The organism is Lysobacter auxotrophicus (assembly GCF_027924565.1).
Lineage (GTDB): Bacteria > Pseudomonadota > Gammaproteobacteria > Xanthomonadales > Xanthomonadaceae > Lysobacter_J > Lysobacter_J auxotrophicus.
In genome coordinates, this window is the sequence record NZ_AP027041.1 from 2,310,410 (window position 1) to 2,328,916 (window position 18,507).

General features: G+C 66.9%; 14 protein-coding genes. 3 read left to right on the forward strand and 11 right to left on the reverse strand.

The features are described 5' to 3' along the window. Positions 1-24: 24 nt before the first annotated feature. Genes acnB through LA521A_RS10280 form a run of 3 tightly spaced genes read right to left on the reverse strand, consistent with a single transcriptional unit; the run spans position 25 to position 3,349 of the window. Positions 25-2,610, reverse strand: coding sequence for a bifunctional aconitate hydratase 2/2-methylisocitrate dehydratase (gene acnB / locus LA521A_RS10270; RefSeq protein WP_281778818.1), 2,586 nt, complete (start codon positions 2,608-2,610; stop codon positions 25-27). A 42-nt stretch (positions 2,611-2,652) separates the two neighbouring features. Beyond that, complete coding sequence (locus LA521A_RS10275) at positions 2,653-3,099, reverse strand: type II toxin-antitoxin system VapC family toxin (RefSeq protein WP_281778819.1); 447 nt, start codon at positions 3,097-3,099, stop codon at positions 2,653-2,655. A gap of 4 nt (positions 3,100-3,103) precedes the next feature. After that, complete coding sequence (locus tag LA521A_RS10280; RefSeq protein ID WP_115841523.1) at positions 3,104-3,349, reverse strand: AbrB/MazE/SpoVT family DNA-binding domain-containing protein; 246 nt, start codon at positions 3,347-3,349, stop codon at positions 3,104-3,106. A 225-nt stretch (positions 3,350-3,574) separates the two neighbouring features. On the opposite strand from LA521A_RS10280, the gene acnA reads away from it, so the two are divergent. Next, positions 3,575-6,340, forward strand: a complete 2,766-nt coding sequence (gene acnA, locus LA521A_RS10285; protein ID WP_281778820.1) for an aconitate hydratase AcnA — start codon at positions 3,575-3,577, stop codon at positions 6,338-6,340. Between the two features lie 108 nt (positions 6,341-6,448). Here the strand turns inward: acnA and LA521A_RS10290 are convergent, their stop codons facing one another. Further along, the gene (locus LA521A_RS10290; RefSeq protein WP_281778821.1) at positions 6,449-6,877 is read right to left on the reverse strand and encodes a DUF4440 domain-containing protein; all 429 of its coding nucleotides are present in this window, start codon (positions 6,875-6,877) and stop codon (positions 6,449-6,451) included. Between the two features lie 200 nt (positions 6,878-7,077). On the opposite strand from LA521A_RS10290, the gene LA521A_RS10295 reads away from it, so the two are divergent. Continuing rightward, positions 7,078-8,757: a long-chain fatty acid--CoA ligase gene (locus LA521A_RS10295; RefSeq protein WP_281778822.1), complete on the forward strand. Its 1,680-nt coding sequence runs from the start codon at positions 7,078-7,080 to the stop codon at positions 8,755-8,757. Between the two features lie 165 nt (positions 8,758-8,922). After that, positions 8,923-9,798 (forward strand): crotonase/enoyl-CoA hydratase family protein, encoded by an 876-nt coding sequence (locus LA521A_RS10300; RefSeq protein WP_281782073.1) that lies wholly within the window; start codon positions 8,923-8,925, stop codon positions 9,796-9,798. Between the two features lie 93 nt (positions 9,799-9,891). On the opposite strand, the gene LA521A_RS10305 is transcribed toward LA521A_RS10300, so the two are convergent. The 7 genes from LA521A_RS10305 to LA521A_RS10335 all read right to left on the reverse strand — a co-directional run bounded on the left by LA521A_RS10305 (position 9,892) and on the right by LA521A_RS10335 (position 18,507). After that, positions 9,892-12,063, reverse strand: coding sequence for an ATP-binding protein (locus tag LA521A_RS10305; protein WP_281778823.1), 2,172 nt, complete (start codon positions 12,061-12,063; stop codon positions 9,892-9,894). Between the two features lie 6 nt (positions 12,064-12,069). Then, positions 12,070-13,086 carry a response regulator gene (locus LA521A_RS10310; protein ID WP_232338601.1) on the reverse strand — a complete coding sequence of 339 codons (1,017 nt, stop codon included), beginning with the start codon at positions 13,084-13,086 and terminating at the stop codon, positions 12,070-12,072. A gap of 332 nt (positions 13,087-13,418) precedes the next feature. Beyond that, positions 13,419-14,939 (reverse strand): lysine--tRNA ligase, encoded by a 1,521-nt coding sequence (gene lysS, locus LA521A_RS10315; protein WP_281778824.1) that lies wholly within the window; start codon positions 14,937-14,939, stop codon positions 13,419-13,421. 112 nt (positions 14,940-15,051) lie between these two features. Next, a protein-coding gene (prfB, locus tag LA521A_RS10320; RefSeq protein ID WP_281778825.1) for a peptide chain release factor 2 occupies positions 15,052-16,180 on the reverse strand; the annotation gives its coding sequence in 2 pieces (ribosomal slippage) (positions 15,052-16,104 and positions 16,106-16,180; 1,128 coding nt in all). 88 nt (positions 16,181-16,268) lie between these two features. Beyond that, complete coding sequence (locus LA521A_RS10325) at positions 16,269-16,907, reverse strand: YkvA family protein (protein WP_281778826.1); 639 nt, start codon at positions 16,905-16,907, stop codon at positions 16,269-16,271. A 291-nt stretch (positions 16,908-17,198) separates the two neighbouring features. After that, entirely contained in the window at positions 17,199-17,807 is a 609-nt protein-coding gene (locus LA521A_RS10330) for a response regulator (protein ID WP_281778827.1), read from the reverse strand. A gap of 106 nt (positions 17,808-17,913) precedes the next feature. Beyond that, positions 17,914-18,507: a response regulator gene (locus tag LA521A_RS10335; RefSeq protein WP_281778828.1), complete on the reverse strand. Its 594-nt coding sequence runs from the start codon at positions 18,505-18,507 to the stop codon at positions 17,914-17,916.

Below are 18,507 nucleotides of genomic sequence, written 5' to 3' on the forward strand. Positions count from 1 at the left end.
TTTAACCCGTGACGACAGCGCCGATCAGGCCGCGACCGTCTCCGCCACCTGGCGGTAGTCTTCGATCTGGTCGAAGTTCATGTAGCGGTAGATCTCTGCGCCCTTGGCGTTGATCACGCCGATGTCGGCCATGTATTCCTCGCGGGTCGGGATGCGGCCCAGGCGCGAGCAGATCGCCGCCAGTTCCGCCGAACCCAGGTACACGTTGGTGTTGCGGCCCAGGCGGTTCGGGAAGTTGCGGGTCGAGGTGGAGAACACCGTCGCGCCCTCGCGCGCCTGCGCCTGGTTGCCCATGCACAGCGAGCAGCCGGGCATTTCCATGCGCGCGCCAGCGGTACCGAAGGTGCCGTAGTGGCCTTCCTTGGTCAGCTCGGACGCGTCCATCTTGGTCGGCGGCGCGACCCACAGGCGGGTCGGGATGTCGCGCTTGCCTTCCAGCAGCTTCGCGGCGGCGCGGAAGTGGCCGATGTTGGTCATGCACGAACCGATGAACACCTCGTCGATCTTCGCGCCGGCGACGTCGGACAGCGTCTTCACGTCGTCCGGGTCGTTCGGGCAGGCGAGGATCGGCTCGACGATCTGGTTCAGGTCGATCTCGATGACCGCGGCGTACTCGGCATCGGCGTCGCCTTCCAGCAGTTGCGGGTTGGCGAGCCATGCTTCCATCGCCTTGATGCGGCGCGCGAGCGAGCGCGGGTCGGCGTAACCCTCGGCGATCATCCACTTCAGCAGCGTGATGTTGCTGGTGAGGTATTCGACGATCGGCTCCTTGTCGAGCTTGACCGTGCAGCCGGCGGCGGAGCGCTCGGCAGAGGCGTCGGACAGCTCGAACGCCTGTTCGACCTTCAGGTGCGGCAGGCCTTCGATCTCGAGGATGCGGCCGGAGAAGATGTTCTTCTTGCCCTGCTTCGCCACCGTCAGCAGGCCCTGCTTGATCGCGGCGAGCGGGATCGCGTTGACGAGGTCGCGCAGCGTGACGCCCGGCTGCATCTCACCCTTGAAGCGCACCAGCACCGATTCGGGCATGTCCAGCGGCATGACGCCGGTGGCCGCCGCAAAGGCGACCAGGCCCGAGCCCGCCGGGAACGAGATGCCCACCGGGAAGCGCGTGTGCGAGTCGCCGCCGGTGCCGACGGTGTCCGGCAGCAGCATGCGGTTGAGCCAGCTGTGGATCACGCCGTCGCCCGGGCGCAGCGCGATGCCGCCACGGTTGCTGATGAAGGCCGGCAGCTCGTGGTGCGTCTTCACGTCCACCGGCTTCGGGTACGCGGCGGTGTGGCAGAACGACTGCATGACCAGGTCGGCCGAGAAGCCCAGGCATGCCAGGTCCTTCAGCTCGTCGCGGGTCATCGGGCCGGTGGTGTCCTGCGAACCCACCGACGTCATCTTCGGCTCGCAGTACGTGCCGGGGCGGATACCCTTACCTTCGGGCAGGCCGCACGCGCGACCGACCATCTTCTGCGCCAGCGAGTAGCCCTTGCCGGTGTCGGCCGGATTCTGCGGCAGGCGGAACAGCGTCGACGGGGCGAGGCCCAGCGCTTCACGCGCCTTGGCGGTGAGGCCGCGGCCGACGATCAGCGGGATGCGGCCGCCGGCGCGGACTTCGTCGAACAGCACGTCGGACTTCACCGAGAACTCGGCGATCACTTCGCCGTTCTTCAATGCACGGCCTTCGTACGGACGCAGTTCGACCACGTCGCCCATGTTCATCTGCGACACGTCGAGTTCGATCGGCAAGGCGCCGGCGTCTTCCATCGTGTTGTAGAAGATCGGCGCGATCTTCGAGCCCAGGCACACGCCGCCGAACCGCTTGTTCGGGATGTACGGGATGTCCTCGCCGGTGAACCACAGCACCGAGTTGGTGGCGGACTTGCGGCTGGAACCGGTGCCGACGACGTCGCCGACGTATGCGACCAGGTGGCCCTTGGCCTTGAGCGATTCGATGAAGGCGACCGGGCCGCGCTTACCGTCTTCTTCCGGCTCGATGCCGTCGCGCTTGTTCTTCAACATCGCCAGCGCATGCAGCGGGATGTCCGGGCGCGTGGTGGCGTCGGGCGCGGGCGACAGGTCGTCGGTATTGGTTTCGCCCGTCACCTTGAACACGGTGATGGTCATGGACTGCGGGACTTCCGGGCGGCTGGTGAACCACTCGGCATCGGCCCAGCTCTGCAGCACGGACCTGGCGTTCTCGTTGCCCTTCTCCGCCTTTTCCTGCACGTCGTGGAAGGCGTCGAACATCAGCAGCGTGTGCTTGAGCGCAGTCGCGGCGACGGTGCCGACTTCCGCGTCGTCCAGCAACTCCACCAGCGGATGGATGTTGTAGCCGCCGAGCATCGTGCCGAGCAGTTCGGTGGCGCGCGCGCGGGAGATCAGCGCGTTCTTCTCGGTGCCGAAGGCAACGGCGGCGAGGTAGGACGCCTTCACCTTGGCGGCATCGTCGACGCCCGCCGGGACGCGGTGGGTGATGAGGTCGAGCAGGAAGCTTTCCTCGCCGGCCGGCGGCGCCTTCAGCAGTTCGATGACGTCGGCGGTCTGCTGCGCGGTGAGCGGCAGCGGCGGGATGCCCAGCGCGGCGCGCTCGGCAACGTGGTGGCGATAGGCTTCCAACATGGTTTTCTCCAGGAAAAACTCAGGCGTTTTGACGTGCTGCACTCAGGCGATCGTCTTGGGCACGATGATCTTCAGGCCCTTGAAGTAGTCGCGGAAAAACCCGGCATCCCGGGTGATGAGGCCCGCGCACTGCAGCAGCGCATGGGCCCCGACGATGAAATCCGGCACGGTGCGCGGGGAGGTCTGGCCGCCCTGCCCGGCCGCGCGGCGGCGCTGGTTGAAGCGGCGCTGCATCTCGCCGGCGCGGATCGCCGAACGGCGCTCCACCGGCAGGTAACGCATCCCCATTTCCTCGACCACGTCCATGATGTCGGTGCCGTGGCCAAGGCCCGCGGTGATCTCGCTGACCACCACGTCGCACAGCACCACCGGCCCTTGCGCCAGCGCGTCGCGAACGCACTGCTCGGCGGCGTCGGCCATGCCGGCGTCCTCGCCGAGCAGGTCGATCAGCACCGAGGTGTCGATGGCGATGGTGTTCGGCGTGGTCATCGTCTCAGACGTCCACCGGATCGCCCGGGGCGCGTCCACGCAGCTCGCGCATGACGTCATCGGTCGTCACGCCTTCGGGCAGCTTGAAGCGGCCGCGAGCGCGCGAGATGGCGTCGTCGACGTTCTTGCGCAGGATGATGCGACCGCCTTCCAGCTCCACCTTCAGGTGGGTGCCCTTGGTCAGCCCCAGCGCGTCGCGGACGGCTTTCGGGAGCGTGATCTGGCCGCGTTCGGCAACGATGGCTTCCATGGCGGACCTCCTCGGCCTGCGGATTCGGTATGCATGAATGATACATACCTTCCCGCCCATACTCAATTGCGCATGGCGTGGCAAGCGGCACAATGGTGTCCCTGTTCAGGGTCTAAGACCATCGTCCGGTCGGCGACTTAACGCCGGCCGCGGATAATCGACCGGATTCCTGATCCGTCTCTCCGAGCCAGACTCGCCATTCAGCCCAGCCGCCAGGAGGCCCCCGTGTCCCAAGACTCCTTCTCGACCCGCCGCCAGTTGTCCGTCGGTGGCCGCTCGCTCACGTATTTCAGCCTGCCGGCCCTGGGCGAACGGTTCGATATCGGCCGCCTGCCCTATTCCATGAAGATCCTGCTGGAGAACCTGTTGCGCCATGAAGACGGCGGCGCGACGGTCGGGCCGGAGCACATCGAGGCGGTGGCCAAGTGGGACTGCAAGGCCGAGCCCGACACCGAGATCGCCTTCATGCCCGCGCGCGTGGTGCTGCAGGACTTCACCGGCGTGCCGTGCGTGGTCGACCTGGCCGCGATGCGCGATGCGGTGACGAAGCTCGGCGGCAACCCATCGCAGATCAACCCGCTGATCCCGTCCGAACTGGTCATCGACCATTCGGTGCAGGTGGATGTGTTCGGCACGCCAGACGCGCTGGATCTCAACGGCAAGATCGAATTCCAGCGCAACATGGAGCGCTACAGCTTCCTGCGCTGGGGCCAGAAGGCGTTCGACAACTTCAAGGTCGTGCCGCCGAACACCGGCATCGTCCACCAGGTGAACCTGGAGAACCTGGCGCGCGTGGTCGTCGAGCGCGACGTCGACGGCGAGCAGCTCGCCTTCCCGGACACCGTTTTCGGCACCGACAGCCATACCACGATGATCAACGGCATCGGCGTGCTGGGCTGGGGCGTCGGCGGCATCGAGGCCGAGGCCGCGATGCTGGGCCAGCCGTCCTCGATGCTGATCCCGCAGGTGGTGGGCTTCAAGCTCACCGGCGCGCTGCCCGAAGGCACGACCGCGACGGACCTGGTGCTCACCGTCACGCAGATGCTGCGCAAGCTGGGCGTGGTGGGCAAGTTCGTCGAATTCTTCGGCGACGGCCTGCAGCACCTGCCGCTGGCCGACCGCGCGACGATCGCCAACATGGCGCCCGAGTACGGCGCGACCTGCGGCATCTTCCCGATCGATGCCGAATCGCTGAATTACCTGCGCCTGTCCGGCCGCAGCGACGCGCACATCGCGCTCGTCGAGGCGTATGCGAAGGCGCAGGGCCTGTGGCACGAGCCGGGCGCGCCGGAAGCGGCGTATTCGACGACGCTCGAACTCGACCTGGGCGACGTGAAGCCCTCGCTTGCCGGGCCGAAGCGCCCGCAGGATCGCGTGCTGCTGGTCGACGTGAAGCAGAATTACCGCGACAACCTCGGCCCGCTGACGGCTGGTCGCGACAAGCGGTCCAACGACGTCTCCAACTTCGTCGCCGAAGGCGGCGGCGCGGCGGTCGGCAACGAATCGCTGCACAAGGGCATGGCCGACATCCGCATCAAGGACGAGAACGTGCGCCTGAAGGACGGCGCGGTGGTGATCGCGGCGATCACCTCGTGCACCAACACGTCCAACCCGGCGGTGATGCTCGGCGCGGGCCTGCTCGCGCGCAACGCGGCCAAGCTCGGGCTGAAGGCGAAGCCGTGGGTGAAGACCTCGCTCGGGCCGGGTTCGCTCGTGGTCACCGATTACCTGCGCAAGGCCGGCGTGCTGGACGACCTGGAGAAGCTTGGCTTCTACGTCGTCGGTTACGGCTGCACCACGTGCATCGGCAACTCCGGCCCGCTGCCGACGGAAGTCAGTGCCGGCATCGCGGCGGGTGACCTCGTCGTCGCCTCCGTGCTGTCGGGCAACCGCAACTTCGAAGGCCGCGTGCATCCCGAAGTGAAGATGAACTACCTCGCCTCGCCGCCGCTGGTGGTGGCGTACGCGATTGCCGGTACGGTCGACATCGACCTCAGCCGCGAACCACTCGGCAAGGGCGCCGATGGGCAGGACGTTTTCCTGCGCGACATCTGGCCGAGCAACAAGGAGATCGGCGACGTCATCGCCGCGACCGTCGGGCCGGAGCTGTTCGCGCAGAACTACGCCGACGTGTTCAAGGGCGACACGCGCTGGAACACGATCGCCTCGCCGGAAGGCGAGTCGTTCGCGTGGGACGAGGCATCGACCTACATCAAGAATCCGCCCTACTTCGAGGGCATGAGCATGCAGGTCGGCACGATCGACGACATCCACGGCGCACGCGTGCTGGGCCTGTTCGGCGATTCGATCACCACCGACCACATCTCGCCGGCGGGCAACATCAAGAAGGATTCGCCGGCCGGACGGTTCCTGATCGAACGCGGCGTGCAGCCCGCGGACTTCAACAGTTACGGCAGCCGCCGCGGCAACGACGACGTGATGGTGCGCGGCACCTTCGCCAACATCCGCATCAAGAACCTGATGTTCGGCGGAGAGGAAGGCGGCAACACGCTGTACTTCGGCCAGGATGGCGCGGCGCCGGAAAAGCTGTCGATCTACGATGCCGCGATGAAGTACAAGGCCGACGGCGTGCCGCTGGTGGTGCTGGCCGGCAAGGAGTACGGCACCGGTTCCTCGCGCGACTGGGCGGCCAAGGGCACCAACCTGCTGGGCGTGAAGGCGGTGATCGCCGAGAGCTTCGAGCGCATCCACCGCTCCAACCTGGTCGGCATGGGCGTGCTGCCGCTGCTGTTCAAGGAAGGCGACAGCGTGCAGTCGCTGGGGCTGGACGGCTCGGAAACCTTCAGCGTCACCGGCCTTGCGGACGGCGCATCCAAGCGCGCCACGGTCACCGCCACGCGCAAGGACGGCAGCACGGTATCGTTCGAAGTGAAGGTGATGCTGCTGACGCCGAAGGAAGTCGAGTACTTCCGCCACGGCGGCATCCTGCATTACGTGCTGCGCCAGTTGGCGGCGCGCAAGTCGCTGTAATCACAGCCTGGCGGTCTTCCAACGAGCCCCTCTCCCGTCGGGAGAGGGGTCGGGGCGAGGACGGGCAACCGAGACGTGCCGGAAGCGGATCGCCTGCAAGACCCCGAACTACAACCGCCCCGTCCACTCCACGCTGGTCATCCGCCACTCGCCGTCGACCTCACGCCAACCGGTGGTGACGTCGTAAAGCCGCGCGGCGTCCGGCAACAGCTGGCCGGAACTGCCGGTCAGCGCGACGTTGAACCGCGCCGTCGCGTGTCCCGACTGCAGGTCGATGCTGATCGGTCCTACGTTCGCGCCGATCGCGCCGTGCCGCAGGAACATCAGCTGCGCCATGCGGCGCGCGCCGGTGCGATCGAGCCCGTTCGGGCCAACGAAATCCTCCGCCAGCACGTCCTCAAGCGCCGCAACGTCCTTCCTTTCGATCGCCGACTGCAATTCCCCCATCGTGTCGCGCAGCCGTTGCTCCCGCGCGCCGCGCCCGCAAGCCGCCAGCACGAACGCCAGGCACACCGCCATCGCGAGGCGGGCGGACACCTTCCCCATCCACATTCCAATCGTTCCCCTTCGTATCGCGCGAGCGCCCCATCCTGCCACGGACCACCGGCGCGAAACCGCGCCGCACCGCGCCTTGCCAGTCCTCTCGCCCCATGCTCCAATCCATCGAAACCGTACGGTGGAGCATCCATGGAATGCGACCGACGGGCCTGATCAACTGCGATGGAGAGGGGATCGCGATGAGTTTCGAACGACCGTGGCTGGCGCAGTACCCCGAGCGGGTTCCGGCGCAGATCGACGTGGACGAGTTTCCGTCCGTCGTCGCCGTGCTGGAAAGCGCCATCGAGAATTACCGCGACCGCCCCGCGTTCGCCAATCTCGGCAAGACCCTCACCTACGCCGAAATCGACCAGCTCAGTGCGCAGTTCGCCGCGTACCTGCTGGGTGAGCTGAAGCTCAAGAAGGGCGATCGCGTCGCGATCATGATGCCCAACTGCCTGCAGTATCCGATCGCCACCTTCGGCGTGCTGCGTGCGGGCCTGACGGTGGTCAACACCAATCCGATGTACACCGCGCGCGAGCTGCGGCACCAGCTGGTGGATTCGGGCGCGAGCGTGATCTTCGTGCTCGACAACTTCGCGCACACCGTGCAGGAAGTGATCGGCGACACGCAGGTCAAGCAGGTGATCACCACCGGCCTTGGCGACATGCTCGGCTTCCCGAAGGGCTCGATCGTCAACTTCGTGCTGAAGTACATCAAGAAGATGGTGCCCGAGTACGACCTGCCGGGCGCGATCCGCTTCCGCGACGCGCTCGCGCTGGGCCAGCGCCACACGCTGCCGACGGTCGACATCGAACCCAACGACATCGCCTTCCTGCAGTACACCGGCGGCACCACGGGCGTGGCGAAGGGCGCGATGCTCACGCACCGCAACATGGTCGCCAACATGCAGCAGGCCGCGGCGTGGGTGGGCACCAACGTGCGCATGGGCGAAGAGGTGATCATCACCGCGCTGCCGCTGTACCACATCTTCGCGTTGACGGCGAACGGACTGGTCTTCATGAAGTTCGGTGGCCTGAACCACATGATCACCAACCCGCGCGACATGAAGGCCTTCGTCAAGGAGCTCAAGAGCGTGCGGTTCACCGCCATCACCGGCGTCAACACGCTGTTCAACGGCCTGCTCAACACGCCGGGCTTCGACGAGGTGGATTTCTCCGGCCTGCACCTGACGCTCGGCGGCGGCATGGCCGTGCAGCGTTCGGTGGCCGAGCGCTGGAAGCAGGTCACCGGCTCGACGCTGGTGGAAGCCTATGGCTTGACCGAATCGGCGCCGGCCGCGTGCATCAACCCGATGGACCTGGTCGACTACAACGGCGCCATCGGCCTGCCGATCCCGTCCACGGACGCCTGCGTCAAGGACGAGAACGGCAACGCGATGCCACAGGGCGAAGTGGGCGAGCTGTGCCTGCGCGGTCCGCAGATCATGAAGGGCTACTGGAAGCGCCCGGAGGAAACCGCGGCGGCGATCGATGCCGACGGCTGGCTGCACACCGGCGACATGGCGCGCATGGACGAGAAGGGCTTCTTCTACATCGTCGACCGCAAGAAGGACATGATCCTGGTCTCGGGCTTCAACGTGTACCCGAACGAGGTCGAGGACGTGATCGCGATGATGCCCGGCGTGCTCGAAGTGGCTGCCGTGGGCGTGCCGGACGACAAGTCCGGCGAGGCGGTCAAGGTCGTCATCGTCAAGAAGGATCCGTCGCTCACCGCCGAGCAGGTCAAGGCGCACGCGCGCGAGAACCTCACCGGTTACAAGCATCCGCGCTACGTCGAGTTCCGCACCGAACTGCCGAAGACGAACGTGGGCAAGATCCTGCGTCGCGAATTGCGGGACGCTCCGGCAACACACTGAACCCTGCCTGCCCGTTTGTCGGACGCTTCATGAAAGCCCCTCCCCTCGCGGAGGGGCTTTCTCTTTTGGGCAGATTTCGCGGTGTAGCATCGCCCGGTGGGCAAACTCCCCTTGCCGCTCGCTGCCCACACCCTGCCTGCGGGCGGCGATGCCGAGGACCGCAACATGAGCATGATCGAGAAACTGCACCGCACGCGCGCCTACCCGACCCTGCGCGTCGAATCCGACCCCGCGGGCGACACGCACTGGATGTACATGCACAACGACCACACCCAGGGCGCGCGTCCGTGCTTCCGCACGGAACTCATGGACGACATGTGGAGCTTCCTCAACTCGATCACGCTGCGTGAGAACCAGCGCCAGAGCGGTCGTCTTCGCCACGTCGTGCTCGCGTCGTCCGCTCCGCACGCGTTCAACCTGGGCGGCGATCTCGCGCTGTTCTCGCAACTGATCCGCGCGAACGATCGCGAACACCTGCTCGCCTACGCGCGCCGCTGCGTCGAAGGCGTGCACCACTTCCACACGGGCCTGGGCGGCGACGTGCGCACCATCGCGCTCGTGCAGGGCGATGCACTGGGCGGCGGCCTGGAGCTCGCGCTGTCGTGCCACACCATCGTCGCCGAGGAAGGCGCCGAGATGGGCTTGCCGGAAGTGCTGTTCGGTTTGTTCCCGGGCATGGGCGCGTACTCGTTCCTGTGCAAGCGCGTGTCGCCGCAGCTCGCCGAACGCCTGATCCTGGAAGGCACCATCGCGCCGAGCGAGGAATGGCATCGCATGGGCGTGGTCGACATCCTCGTGCCGAAGGGTGAAGGCGACGCGGCGGTCAACGACGTGATCCGCCGGCAGCAGCGCGCTCCGCATGCACACCTGGCGATGAACGCCGTGCGGGGCATCGGCCAGCCGGTGGGCTACGACGAGCTGATGGGCATCACCGAGGTGTGGGTCGACACCGCGCTGGCGCTGGGCGACCGCGCGCTGAAGACGATGGAGCGCATCGTGCGCGCGCAGGAGCGCCGTTCGGGAACGGAAGCGGCCGCCTGACGGTGGCCGGGCCGACCGGGTACGCCCGGGCGAGCCGCAACAACCGCGACATCGGCACCACGGGGACGAACGGGCCGAACCTCCGGCCCGGGATCAGGGGGAGCGCTCGCCTTCGCCGCGCGCGGCACGCTGCCGTTCGCGGGCTTCGAGCGCCGCCCTGCCCTGCGCCAGACGCTCACGCAGGCGGACCACGTGGGACGACCAGTCGCGTGCCAGCTGCCAGTCCGGAAGGCGCATCAGTTCGCCACTGATGGCGGCCAGCTTGATCAGCCCGAGGTTGCTCGCCACGCCCTTGAGGGCGTGCGCCTGATCGCGAGTGCGCTCCCAATCGACCCGCTGCGCACAGGCCTCGATCTGCTGGAGGCACTTCTCCGCATCGATCAGGCACTGCGCGATGAATTCGCGCTCGAAACCGGCCCCCATGCCCAGCGCACCCAGCTCGTCGAGCACCGACGGGTCGAAGTGACTGTCGGTCGATGCGGCGGCATCCCGCGCGGGAGCGACCACAGTCGTGGAAACCCGCTGGTTCGCGGCGATCTCCGCCAGCGTGTCCAACAGGCGCGTCGTGGACACCGGCTTGGAGAGGAAGGCGCGTGCGCCGGCCTGTTCGCACGCCTGGATCGACTCGGTGGTGACGTCGGCGCTGAGGATCAGCACCGGTGTGCGTCGGCCACTGCCCGCCTCCATCACGCGCAGCTGGCGTAACAGATCCAGTCCGCTGACGTCCGGCATGTGCAGGTCGGTGATCACCGCGTCGTAGTCGGACGTCGTCAGTGCGTTGAGCACCTCTTCGCCGCCCTCGACGCAGACCACGCGATGGCCGGCCTTCTGCAACAGGCGCTGCAGGACCATCCGGTTGGCGATGTGGTCGTCGGCGACGATGATCGACAGGCTGCGCACGCGGGCGCGATGGCGCAGGAACGGATCGGAGAACGCGATGACGTTCGGCGCCGTCTCCGCCTGCCCCATCTCGGGCGCGACGCCTTCCACTGTCTGCGGCGCGAGCTGCGCGCGTTCGAACGGAAGCTCGACCCAGAACCGGCTGCCTCCGCCTTCCACGGGCTCGTAGCCGATGCTGCCGCCCATTCCCTCCGCCAGTCCCTTGGCGATGGTCGTGCCCAGGCCCGTGCCGCCGTAACGACGCGCCAGGCTCACGTCGGCCTGCTCGAACGGCTTGAACAGGCGCTGGCGCATCGCCGCCGGCACGCCGATGCCGGTGTCCGTCACCACGAACCGCAGGCGCACGCGTTCGGCGGTGGTATCGATGACGCCCACGTCGATACGCACGGCGCCCTGGTCGGTGAACTTCACTGCGTTGCCGGCGAGGTTGATCAGGATCTGGCGCAGGTGGCCGACGTCGCCGCGCAGCACTTCGGGCACGTCTCGCGAGATGACGACTTCGTACTGCAGCTGCTTGGCGCGGACTTGTGGCTGCAGGATCAGGCTGATGGCGTCCATCAGCTCGCGCGGGGTGAAATCGACACGATCGAGCTTGAGCTTGCCGGCCTCGATCGCCGAAATGTCCAGCACGTCCTCGACCAGCGACAACAGGCTGCGCGTGGACGCCTGGATCGTGCTCAGGCACTCGCGCTGCTCGTTGTCGAGCTTCGTCGTCGCGAGCAGCTCGGACATGCCCGCCAGACCGTTGAGCGGCGTGCGGAACTCGTGGCTCATGTTCGCCAGGAAACGGCTCTTGGCCTCGTTCGCGCGGCGGGCCTCGTCCGTCGCGGTGGTCAGTGCGCGCAGCAGGCCGGAGAGATACAGCGGAATGGCGACCAGGCCAAGCAGCAGGCCGACGCCCAGCACGCGGTTGGACAGCCAGTACTCGTTGAAGGAAACCACCGCGCCGAAACTGGCGAACGACATCGCCACGGCACCGTAGAGATAGCCGTTGCCGAAGCGCAGGCCGTTGCCGATCGTGACCCACATCAGGATCACGTACACCCACGCGAGCGGCTCGCCGATATGGATCATCGCCGCGGCCATCAGGCCGTAGTCGGAGATCATCCCGATGATGCGGCGCAGGTGCGACTTCTGTGGGCGCCAGAGGATCCACGCGATCAGGAAGGCGCCGACGACGAAGCCGGTTTCCACCATCTTCAGGACGTTGACGTATTCCTTCGAAGGCAGTGCGCCGGTGGCGCCGCGCACGAGCATGTACACCAGCACCACGGACAGCACCGCCAGGCGCACGAACGCCTGGCCATGCTCACTGTCGGGGCGCCGCGAAAGTTCCTTTTTCAGATGGCGCAGCACGTTCAACATCGCGGCTCACTCCAGGCCGGGGCGCGCTGACACCGTAGAGAACCGGTTGCAGATGTCCTCCAGCCGTTCTCGGCTGCGGATCAGCGCGTCGACGCAACGCGGGTCGAACAATCGACCGCGCTGCGCATAGAGATAACCCAGCGCCGCATCCACGTCCCACGCCTTCTTGTACGGGCGGGGAGAGATCAGCGCGTCGAATACGTCGGCAACCGCGACGATCCTGGCTTCCAACGGGATTTCCTCGCCGCGCAGGCCATCGGGATAACCGCTGCCGTCGTAGCGTTCGTGATGGCGCAGCGCGATGAGCGCGCCGGCCTGGATGAAACGGTTCTGGCTGCCGCTGAGCAGTTCGTAGCCGATGCGCGGGTGACGACGCATCACCGCGGTCTCGTCCTCCGACAGCGGGCCGGCCTTCATCAGCACCGCATCGGGAATGGCGATCTTGCCGATGTCGTGCAGCGGCGCGGCCATTTCGATGACGCGGACTTCGTCTTCGAACATGCCGAGCTGCTCGGCGATGAGGCCCGCGATATGCGCCATGCGTTCGAGGTACGCGCTGGTGCCCGCGTCGCGGTATTCGATGGCGCGCGCCAATCGCGAAAGCGTTTCGCGCTCGCGCTCTTCGACCTCGTGCATGCTCGAGAGCAGGCGTTGCTCAAGCGACAGCGCACGCTGCTTCACGTTCTCCGACTGCTGTCGCAGCTGCAACAGGTTGCGGCAGCGGGCGCGCAGTTCGCGCGGTCGCACCGGCTTGACGAGGAAGTCGATGACGCCCGCTTCGAGCGCCGCCTGCCGGATCGGCTCATCGCCGACCACGGTCACCAGGATGATCGGGATGTCCCGATGCAGCGGCAGGCGACGGAAGCGCCGGGCGAACTCCAGCCCGTCGAGGGCCGGCATGCGGTAGTCGAGCAGGAGCAGGTCGGGCTGGTTGGACTCGCACCAGCCCAGCGCGGCCTCGGGGTCGCCGAAATCGGACACATGCAGCTCGGACGAGATGTCCTCGATGATGTGGCGCAGCATCGTGCGCGCTGAGGTTTGGTCATCGACGATGACGACGTTCACATCGGGGTTCCGTAGAGCCGCCACCCCCTGTGGTGGCCGATGAAGGGAGCATACCCCGGGCCGGCGGCGCCCGCAGCCAGAAACCGCCCTGGCCTGATATGGGAATCGGCTGACGTATGCGTGGGCTTTAGCTGACCTTCACGGCAGGGCGGAGCCGGTGTGCGTCCCCACCCGGCGGATATGTGACGACGAGCCGGATCGGCAGCCGGCCCGGTGCCAGCTTTCGCTGGCATGACGCCATCCGTTTGTTCGACGGCTTTGCCGGCGGTGGCGTTCCACCGGGCGACAGGTCAGCCGGCTTCCGGCCGCATGTACGGGAACAGCAGCACGTCGCGGATCGAGGCCGAGCCGGTCATCAGCATCACCAGGCGGTCGATGCCGATGCCCAGGCCGCCCGTGGGCGGCAGGCCGACTTCCAGGGCGCGGATGTAGTCGGCGTCGAAGTGCATCGCCTCATCGTCGCCGCCCTCCTTGGCCTCGACCTGCGCGCGGAAGCGTTCGGCTTGGTCCTCGGGGTCGTTCAGTTCGGAGAATCCGTTGGCCAGCTCCTTGCCGTTGACGAACAGCTCGAAGCGATCGGTGATGCCCTTCTCGTTGTCGCTCTCGCGCGCGAGCGGCGAGACCTCGACCGGGTAATGCGTGATGAAGGTCGGCTGCACCAGCTGGTGCTCGGCGGTTTTCTCGAAGATCTCCAGCAGCAGCTTGCCCCAGCCGTAGCCGGCCTTCACCGGCACCTTCAGGCGTTCGCAATGGCGCACCAGCGCGGCGCGGTCGGTGCAGTCGGCGGCGGAGATTTCCGGATTGTAGTGACGCACCGCCTCGTCCAGGCGCCAGCGGCGGAACGCCGGGCCCAGGTCGATATCGGCGCCGTCCCAATGCGTCTGCGTGGTGCCGAGCACCTGCAGCGCGACGTCGCGGATCAGCCCTTCGGTCAGGTCCATGATCTCGTTGTACGTGGCATAGGCCTCGTACAACTCCAGCATGGTGAATTCCGGGTTGTGGCGCGTGGACACGCCTTCGTTGCGGAAGTTGCGGTTGATCTCGTAGACGCGTTCCAGTCCGCCGACGACCAGGCGCTTGAGGTACAGCTCCGGCGCCACGCGCAGGAACAACTCGAGGTCCAGCGCGTTGTGGTGCGTCACGAACGGCTTCGCCGCGGCGCCGCCGGGGATGTAATGCATCATCGGCGTTTCCACTTCCAGGAAGCGGCGGCCGTCCAGCCATGCGCGCATGGCGCGGATGATCTTGCTGCGCTTGACGAAGACATCGCGCGCCTCCGGCGAGACGATCAGGTCGACGTAGCGCTGGCGGTAACGCTGTTCGACGTCGGCCAGGCCGTGGAACTTGTCCGGCAGCGGGCGCAGCGACTTGGTGAGCAGGCGAAGCACGTCGGCCTTCACCGACAGCTCGCCGGTCTTGGTCCGCGTGAGCACGCCTTTAGCGCCGACGATGTCGCCGACATCCCAGCCCTTGAAGGCCTCGTAGGTGTCGCCGAGCACGTTCGACTGGAGGAACAGCTGGATGCGTCCGGACTCGTCCTGGATCTGCACGAAGCTGGCCTTGCCCATCACGCGCTTGAGCAGGATGCGGCCGGCGATCGCGACACGCTGGCCCTTGGCTTCCAGCGCCTCTGCGGTCCACGTCTCGACGTCGGCGAATTGCGCCTGCAGGTCGCCGGCGTAGTCGTTGCGACGGAAGTCGTTGGGGAACGCGATGCCCTCGCCGCGCAACGCCGCGAGTTTGGCGCGACGCTCGGCGATCAGGAAGTTCTCGTCGGCGGGCGTCTGGGCGGTCGGGGTCTGGTCGGTCATGGGCTGGAGCAGGTATGGGTTTCGAGAAGAGGAAGTGGGACTGGCGAGCCGGAGGAGGCGTGCCGGAGAGGTCAATCCTCTCACTTCCCGCCCCGCCCCACCCGCTCGCGCATCAAACCGCGTCGGCGCGTTTGGAACCGGCCTCCAGGCCGGACTTCAGGCTGGCTTCGACGAACTCGTCGAGATCGCCGTCGAGCACCTTCTGCGTGTCGCTGCGCTCGATGCCGGTGCGCAGGTCCTTGATGCGGCTCTGGTCGAGCACGTAGTTGCGGATCTGGCTGCCCCAGCCGATGTCGGACTTGGTGGCTTCCACCGCGTCGCGCTCGGCGTTGCGCTTCTGGATTTCCAGCTCGTACAACTTGGCCGCGAGCATCTTCATCGCGCGGTCGCGGTTGGCGTGCTGGCTGCGTTCGGTCTGGCACGCCACCACTATCCCGCTCGGCACGTGCGTGATGCGCACGGCGGACTCGGTCTTGTTGACGTGCTGGCCGCCCGCGCCGGAAGACCGGTACACGTCGGTCTTCAGGTCCGCCGGATTGATCTCGATGTCGATCTTGTCGTCGACTTCCGGCGATACGAACACGGACGTGAAGCTCGTGTGGCGACGGTTGTCCGAGTCGAACGGCGACTTGCGCACGAGGCGGTGCACGCCGGTTTCGGTCTTCAGCCAGCCGTACGCGAAATCGCCTTCGACGCGGAACGTCGCCGACTTGATGCCGGCCACGTCGCCGCCGCTGACTTCCATCAGCTCGGCCTTCCAGCCGCGCGATTCGGCCCAGCGCAGGTACATGCGCAGCAGGATTTCGGCCCAGTCCTGCGCCTCGGTGCCACCGGCGCCGGCCTGGATGTCGACGAACGCGTTCGTGCCGTCCATCTTGCCGGAGAACATGCGCTGGAACTCCAGCTTCTCCACGTCCTTGGCGAAGCGCTCGACGTCGTCCACCACGGCCTGCGCGGTGCCTTCGTCGTTCTCCATCTCGGCCAGTTCGAGCAGTTCGCCCGCGCCAACGAGGCCATCGGTGAGGTCGCGGATGCCGCCGACCACCTTGTCGAGCGAGGAGCGCTCGCGGCCGAGCGACTGGGCGCGCTCGGCGTCGTTCCAGACGTCCGGGCTTTCCAGTTCGCGGTTTACTTCTTCCAGACGTTCGACCTTGCGGTCGTAGTCAAAGATACCCCCTGAGCGCATCCAGCCGACCGGTGAGGTCGGCGATGCGCTGGCGGACGGGATTGAGCTCGATCATGTCCAATTCGAATCGCGGTGGTGAACCGGCGATTCTAACAAACGATCGCCCGCCGCTGGTTGGCTGGCGGCGGGATGACCGGCCCGAATCAGCGGAAGCGGAACGGTCCCGGGCGCCAGCCGCTGTCGGAATACCGCCGCACCGGTCCGTAGCTGCTGCTGCCGCCGAACCCGGTGCCGAAGCCGCTGCCGAAGCCGCCGCGGAAGTCGCGGCTGCGGCGACGGTGCATGCGGTCCTGGAGCTCGTCGCGACGCCCCTCGAGCCAGTCCGCACGGCCGACGCCGGCGGGATCGAGCTTGCGCCGCTCCGCCTCGCGCTGGCGGAAGTCGCAGAAGTCGTCGTAGGCCTCGATCTCGTGCCGCAGTTCGCGCGCGCAAAGCTCGATCATGATCGCGTCGTCGATGAAGCCGAGTACCGGGACGTTGTCCGGGATCGCATCGCCGGCCGACACGAAATACGCCAGCGCCGAGCGCACGTTCGCCGCATCCGCCTCCGACAGGCCCCAGCCCTCGTCGCGCAGCATCGCGATGAGCGAATCGAGCATCAGCAGGCGGTCCTTCACGAACTGCGGCGGATTGCTCTGGCTCGCCTTGGTGGCCAGTTGCGTGGCGGCTTCGACCACTTCGGCGTTGCTCTTGTCCGACGCTTCCTTTCGGGCCGACTCGACCACACCGGCAAAGTGCTGCAGGTCCTCGTCGGAAAGATCGATGTTGATCGTCAGCGGCATGGCGGAAACTCCCAGTCCGGGGGGAAGGCTGTTCAGCCTAGGTGCGAGAATGTTGCGGCGGCGTCAAGCTTGCTCTTGGACCGACGATCCCGGCGGCGGTCGCTTAACCACTCGGCCGACCGCGCGTTTCCTCAGATTCCTCTGGTCGGCAGGCCCGCGCCTGCCCGATAGCCTTGTGCACCTGCCCCCGCCCGCACGACGCGCTCTCGCCATGACCGTCCTCGTCTCCCCCGTCCGGTTCCCGAAGATCCGCTCCGGCACGCCGGGCCGTGGCTGGCCGGGTGCAGTGCGTCAGGAACGCGAGGCGCGCTTCGGATCGGAACTGCCTTGCGCGCCGGCCCCGGCGACGTCGAACGCGCGCGCGTGCCGCTCGATGCAGGAGGACGGAAGCGTAAGCATCGACGCGATCTCGTCGGCGGATCGTCCCCGTTCGAACATCTGCGCGATCTCGCGTCGCAGCACGAGGTCGTCCATGTGGCCGGCCCACTCGTCGATGGCGTCGGCGAAGCTCGGGCTGACGACGATCTCGCCCTGGTCCACCGCACGGATGGCGGCGTTCAATTCCAGCGCAGGCGCGGCCTTGTCGATCAACCCGCGCACGCCCTGTGCGAGCAATGCGCGAAGCAGGACGCCGTTGGACATGGTCGTCAGCATGATTACGGGCAAATCCGGCCACTGCGTCCGCACGCGATGAACCATCTCGATGCCATCGACCTGCGCGTCGACCGGCATCGCGTAATCGCAGACGAGGAGATCGCATGGCAGTTCACGCAGTGCGGCGAACACCTCGTCCGGCGACCGCGCACGCGCGACAACCGTCGCGCCCGTCGCGGCGACGGCAGCGCCAACGGAGGCGAGCACCGGAAGGTGGTCGTCCGCGATCACGATACGTTTGGACATGGCTCCGTCGCTCTACGGTGGCCCGCGAAGTGTGCGCCCCGGACCCAGCCCGCACCATCGGAATGGTCCGGATCTCGCCGGGCCGGCGCTTCGGCGGGCCCGGCCCTCAGGCCAGGCCGTTCTCGCGCGCGTATGCGTACAGCTCGGCCTCGTTCTCCAGGCCCAGCTTGCGCATGGCGTCGATCTTCTGCCGACTGATGGTCTTCAAGCTGCGATCCAACTGCTGCGCGATCTCTGTTACCGTCAGGCCGGACGCCAGCAGGCGGATGATTTCGGCTTCACGCGCACTTAACGTGCCGCGCCCACGGCGCTTTCCCATCGCGTCGAGTTGCCGCCGCAGGCCCGGCGAGATGAAGACGCGACGGTTGGCCGCCGACTTCACGGCGATCGGGAGGATTTCCATGTCCTCGGTCTTTTCGACGATGCCCAGTACGGCGGCGCGCAACAGCGAGTCGAGGATTCCCACGTTTCCGATCATGGTCATCACCACGATGGGCAGCAGCGGATGACGCTCGCGCAGCTCCTTGATCATTTCCGTGCCGTCGGGCGATGCGCTGTTGGGCATCGCGAAATCGGTGACGACGACGTCGCAGGCTTCGTTGTTCTCGAGCGCCGCCAACAGTTCGTCGCTGGAGCGCGCTTCTCCCACCACGGCGATTCCGCTCGCTTCCAGGATCGCCCTCGCACCGCGAAGAACCAC

What these genes read in the sequence shown, in the direction of transcription:
- lysS (WP_281778824.1), bottom strand. Translation starts at nt 14,939, where the DNA reads ATGACCGACCAGACCCCGACCGCCCAGACGCCCGCCGACGAGAACTTC.
- LA521A_RS10305 (WP_281778823.1), bottom strand. Translation starts at nt 12,063, where the DNA reads ATGTTGAACGTGCTGCGCCATCTGAAAAAGGAACTTTCGCGGCGCCCC.
- LA521A_RS10275 (WP_281778819.1), bottom strand. Translation starts at nt 3,099, where the DNA reads ATGACCACGCCGAACACCATCGCCATCGACACCTCGGTGCTGATCGAC.
- LA521A_RS10300 (WP_281782073.1), top strand. Translation starts at nt 8,923, where the DNA reads ATGAGCATGATCGAGAAACTGCACCGCACGCGCGCCTACCCGACCCTG.
- LA521A_RS10310 (WP_232338601.1), bottom strand. Translation starts at nt 13,086, where the DNA reads ATGCTGCGCCACATCATCGAGGACATCTCGTCCGAGCTGCATGTGTCC.
- LA521A_RS10295 (WP_281778822.1), top strand. Translation starts at nt 7,078, where the DNA reads ATGAGTTTCGAACGACCGTGGCTGGCGCAGTACCCCGAGCGGGTTCCG.
- acnB (WP_281778818.1), bottom strand. Translation starts at nt 2,610, where the DNA reads ATGTTGGAAGCCTATCGCCACCACGTTGCCGAGCGCGCCGCGCTGGGC.
- LA521A_RS10330 (WP_281778827.1), bottom strand. Translation starts at nt 17,807, where the DNA reads ATGTCCAAACGTATCGTGATCGCGGACGACCACCTTCCGGTGCTCGCC.
- LA521A_RS10280 (WP_115841523.1), bottom strand. Translation starts at nt 3,349, where the DNA reads ATGGAAGCCATCGTTGCCGAACGCGGCCAGATCACGCTCCCGAAAGCC.
- LA521A_RS10325 (WP_281778826.1), bottom strand. Translation starts at nt 16,907, where the DNA reads ATGCCGCTGACGATCAACATCGATCTTTCCGACGAGGACCTGCAGCAC.